General features: G+C 32.5%; 16 protein-coding genes. 14 read left to right on the forward strand and 2 right to left on the reverse strand.

Annotated features, from left to right (window positions below):
- The first annotated feature begins 1 nt into the window (after window position 1).
- The 9 genes from ABMA45_RS02350 (at window position 2) to ABMA45_RS02390 (ending at window position 8550) form a co-directional block, all read left to right on the forward strand.
- Complete coding sequence (locus tag ABMA45_RS02350) at window positions 2–1375, forward strand: V-type ATP synthase subunit B (protein ID WP_022088276.1); 1374 nt, start codon at window positions 2–4, stop codon at window positions 1373–1375.
- A gap of 36 nt (window positions 1376–1411) precedes the next feature.
- Complete coding sequence (locus tag ABMA45_RS02355) at window positions 1412–2068, forward strand: V-type ATP synthase subunit D (protein ID WP_022088277.1); 657 nt, start codon at window positions 1412–1414, stop codon at window positions 2066–2068.
- A 325-nt stretch (window positions 2069–2393) separates the two neighbouring features.
- Window positions 2394–3110 carry a CpsB/CapC family capsule biosynthesis tyrosine phosphatase gene (locus ABMA45_RS02360; protein WP_022088278.1) on the forward strand — a complete coding sequence of 239 codons (717 nt, stop codon included), beginning with the start codon at window positions 2394–2396 and terminating at the stop codon, window positions 3108–3110.
- Window positions 3111–3131: 21 nt separating this feature from the next.
- The gene (locus ABMA45_RS02365) at window positions 3132–4172 is read left to right on the forward strand and encodes an LCP family protein (protein WP_022088279.1); all 1041 of its coding nucleotides are present in this window, start codon (window positions 3132–3134) and stop codon (window positions 4170–4172) included.
- 12 nt (window positions 4173–4184) lie between these two features.
- Window positions 4185–4952, forward strand: coding sequence for a YveK family protein (locus tag ABMA45_RS02370; protein ID WP_022088280.1), 768 nt, complete (start codon window positions 4185–4187; stop codon window positions 4950–4952).
- 18 nt (window positions 4953–4970) lie between these two features.
- The gene (locus tag ABMA45_RS02375) at window positions 4971–5657 is read left to right on the forward strand and encodes a CpsD/CapB family tyrosine-protein kinase (protein WP_022088281.1); all 687 of its coding nucleotides are present in this window, start codon (window positions 4971–4973) and stop codon (window positions 5655–5657) included.
- Between the two features lie 246 nt (window positions 5658–5903).
- Window positions 5904–6455 (forward strand): leucine-rich repeat protein, encoded by a 552-nt coding sequence (locus ABMA45_RS02380; RefSeq protein WP_022088282.1) that lies wholly within the window; start codon window positions 5904–5906, stop codon window positions 6453–6455.
- 63 nt (window positions 6456–6518) lie between these two features.
- Entirely contained in the window at window positions 6519–6782 is a 264-nt protein-coding gene (locus tag ABMA45_RS02385) for a PqqD family protein (RefSeq protein ID WP_022088283.1), read from the forward strand.
- A 76-nt stretch (window positions 6783–6858) separates the two neighbouring features.
- Window positions 6859–8550, forward strand: a complete 1692-nt coding sequence (locus ABMA45_RS02390; RefSeq protein ID WP_022088284.1) for an ABC transporter ATP-binding protein — start codon at window positions 6859–6861, stop codon at window positions 8548–8550.
- Window positions 8551–8612: 62 nt separating this feature from the next.
- Here the strand turns inward: ABMA45_RS02390 and ABMA45_RS02395 are convergent, their stop codons facing one another.
- The gene (locus ABMA45_RS02395) at window positions 8613–8789 is read right to left on the reverse strand and encodes a hypothetical protein (RefSeq protein WP_022088285.1); all 177 of its coding nucleotides are present in this window, start codon (window positions 8787–8789) and stop codon (window positions 8613–8615) included.
- A 360-nt stretch (window positions 8790–9149) separates the two neighbouring features.
- Between ABMA45_RS02395 and glmM the strand changes: the two genes are divergently transcribed.
- From glmM to hisC, 3 genes are all read left to right on the forward strand, one after another.
- Complete coding sequence (glmM, locus tag ABMA45_RS02400; protein ID WP_147586503.1) at window positions 9150–10493, forward strand: phosphoglucosamine mutase; 1344 nt, start codon at window positions 9150–9152, stop codon at window positions 10491–10493.
- 83 nt (window positions 10494–10576) lie between these two features.
- A complete protein-coding gene (locus tag ABMA45_RS02405; protein WP_022088287.1) occupies window positions 10577–11101 on the forward strand; it encodes a VanZ family protein in 525 nt (174 codons plus the stop codon).
- Window positions 11076–12131, forward strand: a complete 1056-nt coding sequence (hisC, locus tag ABMA45_RS02410; protein WP_022088288.1) for a histidinol-phosphate transaminase — start codon at window positions 11076–11078, stop codon at window positions 12129–12131. The genes ABMA45_RS02405 and hisC overlap by 26 nt, the downstream gene beginning before the upstream one ends.
- A gap of 278 nt (window positions 12132–12409) precedes the next feature.
- Here hisC and ABMA45_RS02415 read toward each other — a convergent pair whose 3' ends face one another.
- Window positions 12410–13105, reverse strand: a complete 696-nt coding sequence (locus ABMA45_RS02415) for an ATP-binding protein (protein ID WP_022088289.1) — start codon at window positions 13103–13105, stop codon at window positions 12410–12412.
- Window positions 13106–13258: 153 nt separating this feature from the next.
- Here ABMA45_RS02415 and ABMA45_RS02420 point away from each other — a divergent pair, with 153 nt between their 5' ends.
- On the forward strand, window positions 13259–13921 hold the full coding sequence (locus ABMA45_RS02420) for a Crp/Fnr family transcriptional regulator (protein WP_022088290.1): 663 nt from the start codon (window positions 13259–13261) through the stop codon (window positions 13919–13921).
- A 64-nt stretch (window positions 13922–13985) separates the two neighbouring features.
- Window positions 13986–14831, forward strand: a complete 846-nt coding sequence (locus tag ABMA45_RS02425; RefSeq protein WP_022088291.1) for a formate/nitrite transporter family protein — start codon at window positions 13986–13988, stop codon at window positions 14829–14831.
- The last annotated feature ends 13 nt before the right edge of the window (window positions 14832–14844 follow it).

Here is a 14844-nt window from a genome sequence, read left to right on the forward strand (position 1 = left end):
TATGGCAAAGGAATATAGAACAATTCAGGAAGTAGCAGGTCCTTTGATGCTTGTTAGGGACGTAGAAAATGTTACTTACGATGAACTTGGAGAAATAGAACTTGCAAATGGTGAAACAAGACGTTGTAAAGTGCTTGAAATAGATGGCAAAAATGCACTGGTACAGTTATTTGAAAGTTCTACAGGAATTAACCTTTCAAACAGTAAAGTAAGATTTTTAGGTCGAAGCATGGAACTTGGCGTTTCGGAAGATATGCTTGGAAGAGTATTTGACGGATTAGGTAACCCAATAGATGACGGACCCGCAATTCTTCCGGAAGAGAGAAGAGATATTAATGGTGTACCTATGAATCCGGCAGCAAGAAATTACCCTTCAGAATTTATTGAAACAGGAATTTCAGCAATTGATGGATTAAACACATTAGTAAGAGGACAGAAATTGCCAATTTTCTCAGCTTCAGGTCTTCCACATGCACAGTTAGCAGCGCAGATTGCAAGACAGGCAAAGGTAAAAGGAAAAGATGAACAGTTCGCCGTAGTATTTGCAGCTATGGGTATAACATTTGAAGAGGCAAATTATTTTATAGATAGTTTCAAAGAAACAGGAGCGATTGATAGAACAGTATTGTTTATAAATTTAGCAAATGACCCGGCTGTTGAACGTATTGCCACACCGAAAATGGCATTGACTGCAGCAGAATATCTTGCATTTGAAAAAGGAATGCATGTTCTTGTAATTCTTACGGATATTACTAACTATGCAGATGCTTTAAGAGAAATTTCTGCAGCAAGAAAAGAAGTTCCGGGACGTAGAGGATATCCGGGATATATGTATACTGATTTGGCAACGATGTATGAAAGAGCAGGACGTCAGAGAGGTAAAGACGGTAGCGTAACAATGATTCCTATTCTTACAATGCCTGAAGATGATAAGACACATCCAATTCCTGACCTTACAGGATATATAACTGAAGGACAGATTATTTTAAGCCGTGAGCTTTACAGAAAAGGCATTCAGCCACCAATAGATGTTCTTCCATCGCTTTCAAGACTTAAAGATAAAGGCATTGGGGAAGGAAAAACAAGAGCAGATCATTCAAATGTAATGAACCAGTTGTTCTCAGCATATGCAAGAGGTAAGGATGCTAAAGAACTGATGGTTATTTTAGGTGAGGCAGCACTTTCAGAAACAGACAGAATTTATGCAAAATTTGCTGATGAATTTGAAAAGAAGTATGTATCACAGGGATACCAGTCAGACAGAAGCATTGAAGAAACAATGGATATAGGATGGAAATTGCTTAATATTTTGCCTCGTGCAGAACTTAAACGTATTGATGATAAATATCTTGATATGTATTACAAAGAAAAATAAGTGATACAAAAAGCGTTTAGAAAGCGAGGTGAGAGAATGGCAAACACTCAGGTTAATCCTACAAGAATGGAATTGACGAAACAGAAGAAGAAACTTGTATCTGCAGTAAAGGGACATAAACTTTTAAAAGATAAAAGAGATGAGCTTATGAGACAGTTTTTGGATTTGGCAAGGGAAAATATGGAACTTAGACTAAAGGTTGAGGAATCCATAAAAAAGGCAAATACAATTTTTGTTGTTGCTAAGGCGGGAATGAATACTGAAACATTAACAACGGCTTTAATGGCAACAAAGCAAAAACTTGAACTAAATGTAGATAAGAAAAATATAATGAGTGTAGATATTCCGGTATATTCCGTTAAATCTAAGACGGCTAATCTAAATGACATATATTCTTACGGATTTGCATTTACAACAGGAGACTTAGATGATGCAGTCACATCTCTCGCAGATATCAGAGAAGATATGGTACGATTAGCACAGATTGAAAAATCATGTCAGTTGCTTTCAAGTGAAATCGAGAAAACAAGAAGAAGAGTTAATGCCTTAGAACATGTTATAATTCCTGAGGCACAGAAAAATATAAAGTATATTACTATGAAATTAGATGAAAATGAACGAAGCACACAGATTCGATTAATGAAAGTAAAAGATATGATGTTAGAGGAAGCACATCATTATAAAGAAAAATAAATATAGTTATTTTATGTAGCGGACAAATGGAATTTTGTTTTACATCAAAAAGTAAATACTAAAATTATGTAAGGTTACTTTTAGTGATGTAAGATAAATTTGTTTGCTACTTTTTTATTTATGGACTATAAAACATTGGTTATGAGTGTGTTGACCATAGTTTTAATAAGGTATAAAAACAGAAAGCAAAGGTAGGGATAGAAAGGCTTTTACTTGACAGTTATGATTTTTTAAAATATCATATATAAAGTAAAAGATTATTGGGGATATTAAGCCTAACAATAGTGTATGAATTACTTGATTTTCGAAATAAAAGGAGGCAGAAATGATTGATTTTCATTCTCATGTATTGCCTGGTATAGATGATGGAAGCAGTTGCGAGGAGGAATCACTTGACATGCTTCGTATAGCAAAGAGTCAAGGAGTTATTACAATGTTAGCAACTCCTCATTTTTATGCTCAAAATAATTCAGTCGGACATTTCCTAAAAGACAGAGAAAAGTCATTTAATAAATTAAAAGCATGTACCGAATACATGAAAGATGATGCGTATCCTGCTATAAAGCTTGGAGCTGAGGTGTGTTATTTTAATGGAATAGGACAGGCAAGAGAATTGGAAAAACTGTGTATAGAAGATACAGATGCGATTCTACTCGAGCTTCCTTTCACACAATGGAACAAATTTGTTTTGCAGGATGTCATAATGCTGATGGAAGAGAGACATATTACGGTTATTTTGGCACATATAGAAAGATTTTATGCTTTTCAGACAAGGAAAAAAATTTGGAAGGAAATGCTTGAATTACCTGTTATTTTTCAGGTAAATGCAGATTTTCATGACAATAGAAAGAAAAGAAAAGTCGTAAAAAAGTTAATAGAAAGTGATAAACCTCTTATTTTAGGAAGTGATTGTCATAATGTTGAGAACCGAAAACCAAATCTTATAAGCGGATATGATTATATATCAGATAAATATGGTAAAAAGATGGTTGAACAAATAGATAATCTGGGAAGAGAAGTGCTTGGATTTGATACTAAATAAAATTGATAGGGTGTTAATCAAATGAAAAAGAAAAGAAAAAAATACATAAAAATTGCTGCAGGTATATTGATATTCATATTATTTATTATAGCTTTTGGATATGGACTCCAGTATATTGATAATAAGACGGAAAAGACGAATGTTTCGGATGAGGATTCTATTAATGACTGGAATGTTCAGGTCGCAAGAGGAAAAATAAAGCTTAATAAGAAAAAATATGATTATTATCATGATTTTGAAAATTACCTTCTTATTGGAACAGATGCTTCAGGAAATGATGGAGAAGGCGATGAATATCAGGGCAGTATGGCAGATTTTTTAATGCTTGTTATTGTTGATAAAACAGATGGAACTTATAGTTTTCTGCAATTTAACAGAGATACCATGACAGAGATATCGTTAATTAATCATGATGGTAAGGGGGCTGCAACAGCTACTATTCAGTTGTGTACAGCACATTGGTATGGAGGAACTAAAGAACAGAGCTGTAAGAATACAGTAAAAGCTGTAAAGAAACTGTTAGGCGGTATGGAAATTAATGGCTATTATGAACTTAACATGAGTGAAATTCCTACACTTAATCAAATTGTCGGTGGAGTTACAGTAACATTAGAAGAAGATTTTACAGACAAATATCCTGAAATGAAAAAAGGAGCAACATTACAACTTACTGATGATGAAGCATATGCTTATGTACATGACAGATATGGTGTTGGCGATGAAGAAAATGCATCAAGAATGAAGCGACAACAACAGTATATGACAGGCTTCTTCAAAAAATTACAGGATAAAATTAAGTCAAACAGTAATTATACAACTGAAATATTTGAACAATTACAGGATAAAGCAACTACAGATATAACGGTTGGAACAATATCAAACATAAGCAACATATTTGCAAGTGGAACAAACAAGGGAATATATGAATTGCAGGGAGAATCAAAAGTTGGTCAGTCATTAGGTGATGATCTTGATCATATGGAATTTTACGTAGATAAAGATTCTATGGTTACAACTATGGAGGATTTATTTGGAATAAAGGAACATAATAATAAAGAGTAAAGGAAAGAAAAAATGAAACAACAGGTAAATAAGATTAATATGAATGAAAAAGAAGATGAAGTGGAAATTAATCTTTTAGACTTATTTAACTATTACCGCAAAAAGATTATTTTTATCATAATTGGTTTTGTAGTTGGAGCTATAATTGCAGGTCTTGGAACAAAATTTTTAATAACACCAAAGTACACTGCTACAGCTAAAGTATACATGGTATCTGCTTCAAACAATTCAGTAGTTAACCTTGCAGATTTGAGTATAGGAACTTCATTGTCAGAAGATTATGCAGAATTGTTACATGTACGTCCTATAGTAGAAGCAGTAAGCAAGGAAAATGATTTAGGATATTCATATGAACAGCTTAACGGAATGATTAGTATTTCTACAGTAGAAGATACACGTATTTTGAAAATATCAGCTGTTAGCACTAAACCAAAGGAAGCTAAGATTATAGCTAATGCATTGGCTGAAAAGGCAGTTACTGAAATTCCTAAATTAATGGGAACTACAGCACCAAATATTGCAGAAAGAGCAATTACACCTAAATTTAAAAGTTCACCAAGCCTTAAGAAGAATACAATGATGGGTGCACTTGGAGGAATGGTTTTAGTATTAGCAGTATTGACATTCTTATTTATTACCGATGATACAATTAAGACAGAAGAAGATATTGAAAAATATTTAGAAATTATTCCACTTACTGTTATTCCTGATGGAAATGTGAAATATGGTGCATATAGCAATTATGCAAAAGGAAAAAAATATTATACACCGAAAAAATAAGCTTGAGGAGAAAGTAAAATGAATAAAATTAAAATGGATTCAATACAGGAAATTCCTTATGCTGTAGAAGAATCAATAAACCGTCTTCGTATAAATGTCAGCTTTTTAGGAAATGAAATAAAGAAAATTATGGTTGTAAGTACATTGCCAAATGAAGGTAAAAGTTTTGTTACAATGCAGATATGGAAACAGATGGCTAATGCCGGAATTAAGTCAGTGTTAGTTGATGCTGATATGAGAAATTCAGTATTAGTGAAGAAAAATGATATGGAGCGTCAGGATGGGAAAGAAATGAAAGGTCTTACAAATTATCTTGCAGGAGATTTTTCATTGGATGAAGTTACATATGAAAGTCCGTTTGAAAATGGAGACATTATTCCGAATGTAGAAAATATAATTAATCCATCAATGTTACTTGAAGGTGACAAATTTGGAAATATGTTAAATGAACTTTCAAAAGATTACAGATATGTATTTGTAGATGCACCACCACTAGGACTTGTTTCGGATGCTGAAAAAATTGGAAGCATGTGTGATGGAGCGATTCTTGTTATAAGAAGTGGAGAAACCACAAGAGCAGAAGTTAAGAATTCAATAAAACAGCTTGAAAGATCAGGATGTAAAATATTAGGAGTGGTTTTAAACCGTGCAACAGATTTGAAAAATAAATACAGTAAACAGAAATATTATAGTGGTAAATATTAATAAGTTATAATACTAAGAAAAAATGTATTAATAATACACAATATTTATGTATAAATTTTACCGAAAATGTCAAAAATATATAGTTTTATATAAAAAAGTATTTAAAAAGACACTCTTTAGTAGTATAATGTGCCTATGGTGAGCTTTTATGATTGTAAAAAGTTTGCTATAGGGCAATCGACTTGGCTTTGGTCGATGTTGTGAATTAATAAATAAAGCTCAATAGAGGACAGGAGGAACTTAATAATGATGAAGAAGTTATTGAAAGAAGTTGCTGTATTAGCAATGGCAGCAGTAGTAGCAGTTAGTTCAGTTTCAGGAGTACAGGCAGCAGTTGCAAGTCCGACAGTAAGTGTTGTACCAGTTGATAAGAAGAATGTTACAACTACAGAAGGCAACAATGTAGATACTAAGGCTGATGGAACAGCTGAAATTAACGATGTTACAGTTAATAAGAATATTGCTACAGTACCTGGCACAGTAACAGTTGATAGGGTAACTTACACAGTAACAGTAATTAAGGCTAAAGCATTTGCTAAGACAGCTAAGAAAGCTAAAAAGATTGTAATTCCAGCTACAATTAAGAGAGTTAACAAGATGGGATTCACAGGAGCTAAGAAAGTAAAGAAGATTATTGTTAAAGGAACAAAGAGCTTCACAGTAAAGAAAGGTGCTTTCAAGGGATTAAATTCAGCTAAGATTACAGTTAAAGTTAATAAGAAGATGAAAGCTAAAGAATTCAAGAAATTAAAGAAGAATTTAAAGAAAGCCGGATTCAAGGGAAAAGTTACAAAATAATAATAATTACATAAAGAAAAGGAGCTTTGAAAGCTCCTTTTCTTTTTATAGAAGGAGAATGAAATGAAGATAAAAGAAGGGTTTATTTTAAGAAAAGTAGGAGGAAGTAACGTAATTGTTCCTACAGGAAATGAGACAAACGAATTTAATGGAATGATAACAACAAATGATACAGGTGCATTTATATTTGAAAAATTACAAAGTGGAATGAATAGTGATGAAATAGTCAAAACGATAACTGAAGAGTTTGAAATAGACAGTGAAACTGCAACGAAGGACGTAGAAAAATTCATTGAGAAAATGAAAGACGCAAATATATTTGAATAGTTATTCTGGCAAAAAAAAGGATAACTGATTACAAATATATTATTTATAATAATAGAGAAAGAATTTGATTTAGATAATGAAAGATAGAGAAAGTCTTGTATGGATAAAAGCTAAAGCTAAGAAGCAAAGCTTTAGAATAATTATTTTAAGTATAGCAAATATAATTCTTGCACTAATTGGAACAGGCTTATCGGTTTTAAGTAAGTTTGCGATAGATGCGGCAGCGAATGCAGCAGATGCGCAGGGACACGATGAATTTATTAAATTTAGAAACCAGATTATAGTTGTGGGCATTATTATTTTATGCACAATTTTGTTTAGAATGATTCTTAGAATTGCAACGCAGAGCATGACTGTTAAGGCACAGGCAGGTCTTGAAATGAGCATGAGATCGCAATTGTATCAGAGCGTTATAAGAAAAAATTATAGTGATATAATGAAATATCATAGTGGAGAGTTAATTAACCGTCTGACAAGCGATATGAAAATAGTTACAGAAGGAGTTACATCAATTATTCCAACTATTTTGTTTTGCGTTTTCCAATTCTTAGGTGCTTTTATAGTGCTTGTTTCATTTGACTGGAGATTTACTATTTTATTTTTAGCAGCAGGAATTGTATTGTCAGTAACAACATTATTTTTTAGAAAAAAATTAAAAAGTCTACATAAGGCTGTTCAGGAGACAGATGGAAAAGTAAGATCATTTTATCAGGAATCAATAGAAAGCATTCTAGCTGTAAAAACATTTGGCGTAGAGGATAAGTTTGCTGAAAAAGGCGACATACTTCAAAAGAAAAATTATGATATGAAAATGAAACGAAGGGTCATAAGTATATGTGCAAACACAGGATTTAGTTTCATTTTTAATGCAGGGTATTTGTTTGCATTAATCTGGTGTGCATTAAAAGTATGCGCAAAGACAATGAGTTTTGGTACTTTGACTGCAATGCTTCAGTTAATATCCCAGATACAAACTCCATTTTTCAATATAACTAAGGTTATTCCGCAATATTACAGTATTTTGGCTTCGGCAGAAAGAATAATCGAGATTGAGAATATACAGGATGAACAAAGAAACGAACCAAAGGAAACGGTAAAAGAACTCTATGATAAATTCGATAAAGGTATATTTAAAAATATAAGATTTAGCTATGGAAGAGATATTGTACTTAAAGAAGGAAATGCAGATTTTAGTAAAGGTGAATTTGTGGCGATAAGGGGAATTTCCGGAATTGGAAAAAGTACTTTGTTTAAACTTTTGCTAGGAGTTTTTAGACCGGATGAAGGTGAGATAAAGTTATGCTTTAAAGATGGAGAAGAAGTTACTGTTTCACCTGATACAAGAAGAATGTTTGCGTATGTACCTCAGGGAAATTTTTTGTTTAGCGGTACAATAAGAGAGAACCTAACTTTAATCAAAGATGCAGATGATGAAACAATAAAGCAGGCATTAATAGCAAGTGATATATATGATTTCGTAAGCAAATTACCAAATGGAATGGATACTAAGATTGGTGAAAACGCCATGGGATTATCAGAAGGTCAGGCACAAAGAATTGCAATTGCGAGAGCAGTTATAAGTGGAGCACCAATCTTATTGTTAGATGAAGCAACATCAGCGCTTGATGAAATGACAGAAAAGAGAGTGTTGGAAAATATAAAGAAATTAAAAGAAAGAACATGTATCATAATTACTCATAAACAGGCTGCGTTAGATGTATGCGATAAGGAATTTATAATTAAAGATAAGTGCTTATATCAAAAATAAAGTGGCATCAGGGATTATTTCCTGATGTCACTTTATTTTTGTGCCTTTTGTGAAATCCGGCATCATTTTATAAGTACATATTTATTCACCATATCCCACAATGAGTCATGAAATACCATTGCAAGTGCTTTCCATTGTTTATGCTTTTGTGATTCGTATTCTAACTGCTTTTTCAACTGCTGTATTTCAAGAAGTAAATCTTCCGTTTCCTTTAGTAGAAGTTCATTTTCATTAATCATTTTAAATGTCCTCTTCTAAATTATTGCTGTAAAGCCTATTAAATTATATCAGAAATATGAAGAAATATGGAAAGAATATATCGACACAAAATAGACAATTATGACAGTAATAAAGGAAAAAAAGTCGGAATTAAATATATATCTTGTAGATAAATGTCGGATTATACAATTTATCATACTTGAGGGTCGGATAAAGGGTCGGAATATAGGGTTCAGGTTGTAAATGAAGATGGAATATTATATAATAAAAAAAGTGCCAAATGAAATGAATTTGGATATATGACGTAAGGTCATAAAAATGATGAAAGGAAATTGTCGGTGCTTATATTCAAATATATAGTAGACAATGAATTAGTGGAAATGGGAAAATATTTTGGAACAGATGGTTTTAGAGGAGAAGCAAATGTTAATTTAACAGCAATGCATGCATTCAAGATAGGACGATTCATAGGATGGTATTATGGAAGATATCATAAATGCTCAGTTGTTATTGGAAAAGATACAAGAAGAAGCAGTTACATGTTCGAAGACGCTTTGTCAGCAGGGCTTACATCTACAGGTGCAGATGTATACTTATTACACGTTACTACAACACCAAGTGTTTCATATGTTGTAAGAACAGGAGATTTTGATTGCGGAATTATGGTATCAGCAAGCCATAATCCATTCTATGATAACGGAATTAAGTTAATTAATGGCAATGGTGAAAAGATGGAACAGGAGGTCATTGATGAAGTAGAAAAATACTTAGACAGTGATTTAGAAAGTATTCCATATGCAAGAATGGAAAAAATCGGAAGAACAGTTGACTATTTTGCAGGAAGAAACAGATATATGGGTTATTTGATGTCACTTGCAACACATTCATATAGAAATATCAAAGTTGGTCTTGACTGTTCTAATGGTAGTGCATCTTCAATTGCAAAAGGAGTATTTGATGCACTTGGTGCAGAAACACATGTAATTAATGATACACCGGATGGAACTAATATTAATAAAGAATGTGGTTCAACACATATTGAAGAATTACAGAAATACGTTATTGGAAATAAGTTAGATATCGGATTTGCATATGATGGAGACGCTGACAGATGTTTATGTGTAGATGAAAAAGGAAATGTTGTTAATGGTGATTTAATTTTATATGTTGCCGGAGTTTATATGAAACAGAAAGGAACTCTTGTAAATAATACAGTTGTAACAACAATTATGTCAAATATCGGTCTTTATAAAGCATTTGATGCAGTAGGCATTGATTATGAAAAGACAGCAGTAGGTGACAAATATGTTTATGAATGCATGAGAGAAAATGAATATAAACTTGGTGGAGAAGAATCAGGTCATATTATTTTTGGTAAGTATGCAACAACGGGAGATGGTATTTTAACATCAATCAAATTAATGGAAGTAATGCTTGCAAGCAAGAAAAAAATGTCAGAACTTACATCACCTGTTACAATCTATCCACAGTGCCTTAAAAATGTAAAGGTTAAGAGTAAACCGGAAGCACAGCAGGATGCAGATGTTCAGGCAGCAGTAAAAGAAATTGCAGATAAGCTTGGAGAAGACGGAAGAATTCTTGTAAGAGAAAGTGGAACAGAGCCTGTAATTCGAGTAATGGTTGAAGCAAGAACTGATGAAGAAGCAGAAAAATGCGTTGACTATGTAGTAGATGTAATTAACAAAAAAGGTCATGCATTATAAAGCGGTATTTATTTTGTTTGTTTAAATAAAATAAATGCAATCAGCGAAACAGATTAATAGACAACAAAGGAAATGCTCTTAAAATGAAAAAAATTTACATAGTTAGAATAGTGCTGCTTATTTTAATAGGATTCTGGATGGGAACCATATTTGGATTTTCAGCTGAGAATGGTGAATCATCTCAGTCTCTTAGTGATAAGATTACTGTTAAAGTAGTTAAATATATAGAGCCTGAATATGACAGCAAGGATTTATTAAAGCAACAGGACATATTTAATAAAACCAGTTTTTTTGTAAGAAAGACAGGACATTTTGGAGAATATGCAATATTGGGGATATTGATAACTATGTTTGCAATGACATTTAGAGCATACAGAAGTAAAAGGATAAGATACCAGTTAATGACAATTGTCGTTCCGTTTATTTATGCGTGCACAGATGAATTCCACCAGGGATTTGTAGATGGAAGAAGTCCTAAATTTTTTGATGTATGCATAGATACATGCGGAGCATGTACGGCAATAGTTATAATGATTGGAATTAATATATTGATAAAGAAGATAATGACAGAAAGGGATAGAAATGAAGACTTGGGAACAGTATATTAGAAAAGTAACTCCATACACACCCGGCGAACAGCCAAAGACAGAGAATGTAGTAAAATTAAATACTAATGAAAATCCTTACCCACCGGCACCGGGAGTAAGCAAAGCACTTTGTGATATGGATTCGGCAATTCTTCGAAAATATCCGGACCCGGATGCAACAGAATTAGTTGATGCAATTGCTAAATATTATGGAGTTAAATCAAACCAGGTATTTGTAGGAGTAGGTTCAGATGACGTTTTAGGAATGGCATTTTTAACATTCTTTAATTCAGATAAACCGATATTATTCCCTGATATTACATATTCTTTTTACGATGTATGGGCAGATTTATTTGAGATTCCTTATGAAACAATAAAATTAGACGATAATTTTGAAATAATACCTGAGGATTATTTTAGGGAAAATGGTGGAATCGTATTTCCTAATCCAAATGCTCCAACAGCAGTAGAAATGTCAATAGACAAGGTTGAGGAAATTATAAAAAATAATCAGGATTCGGTAGTAATTGTTGATGAAGCATATGTAGATTTTGGAGCAACTTCAGCATTAAAATTCATTGAAAAATATGATAATGTGCTTGTTGTAAGAACATTTTCAAAATCCCGTTCAGCAGCAGGTCTTAGAATCGGTTATGCAATGGGAAATGAAAAGTTAATCAGTGCAATGCTTGCAGTTAAGTTCTCATATAATTCATATACAATGAATTTTCCAACAATCTATGCAGGTGTAGAAGCTATAAAAGACGATGCTTATTTCAAAAATCTTGTGGAAAAAATAATTGCTACAAGAGAGAAGGCAAAAGTTAAACTAAAAGAATTAGGATTTACATGCACTGATTCAAAGACAAACTTTTTATTTGCAACACATAAAAGTGCAAAAGCAGAAGATATATTTAATTATCTTAAAACAAAAAATATTTATGTAAGATATTTTAAGAAACCAAGAATAGATAATTATTTAAGAATCACAATTGGCACGGATGAGGAAATGGAAAAATTATATTTGGCATTAGAAGAATACTTAATATAATACTGTCTGATATGTTAATAAATATATGTTGAGACAGAAAAAGTGTTAATAAAATTCCCGGAAGAAAAAATTCCGGGAATTTTTTAAGTGTACTTTGCGGTGCACGTTTTTAATTGCGAAAGTTCTTAATCTGCTTTAGTAGTGGGATGATACAGACAAAGACAATGGTATACATTGTGAGGTGGAATATAAAGAAAGTCGGAGTCAAAAAAATCCCCGACTTTAAAATAATTATTTTAACAAATAATAAGTGCTAAAATAGCAATTTATAGATTAAGTTAATCTAAGATTCTTCCATCTGTAGAAATTGTAACTACGTTCCAAGGAATAAACTTTGTACTGTTTTTAATTGCTGTTTTGGCTGCATTTTCTAAACCACCACAACATGGAACTTCCATTCTTACAATAGTTACTTCTTTAATGTCGTTATTTTTAATTATTTCAGTTAATTTGATTGAATAGTCAGTATCATCTAATTTTGGACAACCTACAATAGTTACATGATTTTTAATAAAATCCTGATGGAGGTTAGCATATGCATAAGCAGTACAGTCAGCGGCAATGAGTAATTTAGCACCATCAAAAAATGAAGCATTAGGTGAAACTAATTTAATCTGAACAGGCCACTGCATTAATTGACTTGAAGGTACAGAAGTCTGCACATTTTCAGTATTTGCAGGCTTTAATGCTTTAGCTCTCATACCCGGACATACAAAAGGAGTGGGAGCAGCAGATTTTTTTGCCTGAGCAGCCTTTACAGCAGCTTCATTATATTCAGGAGCTTCACGTTCAACAAAAGAAATTGCATTCATAGGACATGTAGGAAGGCAGTCTCCTAAACCATCACAATAATCTTCACGAAGAAGCTTAGCTTTACCATTAACAATCTCAATTGCACCTTCATGGCAGGCATTTGCACAAATACCACATCCATTACACTTTTCTTCATTAATTTCTATAATACGACGAATCATATTAGACCTCCAATTTGAAATTTATTACAATTATTTGTATATTGATTTGATAATGCTAGTATAGTACAATCAGTATGACAAATCTGTTGTTAAAACAACAATAAAGATAGTTAATTATATGTTATATGTAAAATTATTTTATGAGGTGCAACGATGAATTATCAACTCTTGTCCAATTCAAAATTATTTAAAGGGATGAGTGAAGAAGAAATAAAGACAATGTTAAGTTGCCTTGGGGCAGTTACAAAAAAATATAAAAAAGGTGAAGATATTTATAGAGTAGGGGAATCAATACAATTGTTTGGAATGGTTGTTGAAGGCGGAGTAAATATTGAAAGCGATGATTTGTGGGGGAATAAAAGCATATTAAGTCATATAGAGCCGGGATTTATATTTGGAGAAACATATGCAAGTATACCGGGAGAGGCACTTCTTGTAAATGCAGTAGCAACGGAAAATACAGAAATTTTGTTTTTAAATGCTTACAGAGTTCTTGAAACATGCCCAAATACATGTGGTCATCATGAAAAACTGATAAAAAATTTGCTACGGATATCAGCACAGAAAAATTTAATGCTTTCAAGAAGAATATTACACACATCATCTAAATCCATTCGAGGAAGACTGTTAGCATATTTTTCGGATCAGGCGAAATTAAGTGGAAGTTATAAGTTTACAATCCCATTTAATAGACAACAGCTGGCTGATTATTTAAATGTAGACAGAAGTGCAATGAGTAATGAGTTGTCTAAAATGAAAAATGACGGAATAATAGAAATAGATAAAAATACATTTACGTTAAAAGAACAATTATAAATATAAAATAACAATAAAAATAAAATGCAAATAAGCAAAAATACACAGAAAAAGGAGCGGTAAAATGCATTCACCATTAGAGATAGCAAAAAGTTATATAGAAATAGGAATACACAAAAGCAATCTGCCAATTTTCAAGATGATATTACTTGGATTTTTCGCAGGAATGTTTATAGGATTTGCAGGTATAGGTTCAACAGTAGCAGCAAGCAGTATATCAGTCGCTTCAGTAGCTAAGCTTGTAGGGGCAATGGTATTTCCGGCAGGAATGGCAATGGTTCTTGTTGCAGGAAGTGAATTGTTTACAGGGAATAATTTGATAATTTTATCTGTTTTGGCAGGGAAAAACAGCATATGGAAGATGTTAAAAAACTGGTTATTTGTATATATAGGAAATTTCATTGGAACAACTTTTGTTGCAGTTTTAGTTGTATATGGACATACTCCTAATTTATTTCAGGGAGATTTGGCAGGTGCAATAGTAAATGCTGCAAAAGCGAGAACAGATTTAGCGGTTTCAGATAGTTTTGTGAGAGGAATATTATGCAATATATTGGTATGTATTGCAATTTGGATGTCATTTGCAGCAAAAAGAGTGTCAGGAAAATTAATGACAAGTTTCTGGCCGGTAATGATATTTGTATTATGCGGATTTGAGCATTGCATAGCGGATATGTATTTTGGAGTTGCAGGATTGTTAACAGCATCAGAGTATGGTATAACAGCAGATGGACTTACATGGTTTAATTTTCTTGTAAATAATTTGATACCTGTAACACTTGGCAATATTGTCGGAGGAGCAGGAATTGTAGGATGTGGATATTATGTGGCATTTCTTCATAAGTCTCCACTTTCAGGAGAAACAGCAGAAGAAGAGGCAAAAGATATAGACATTGCGGAAGAATATTAATAGTGGAGGAGCA

This window comes from Eubacterium sp. CAG:156, from assembly GCF_000434315.1.
In the GTDB taxonomy this organism is placed as follows: Bacteria; Bacillota; Clostridia; order Lachnospirales; family Lachnospiraceae; genus Eubacterium_U; species Eubacterium_U album.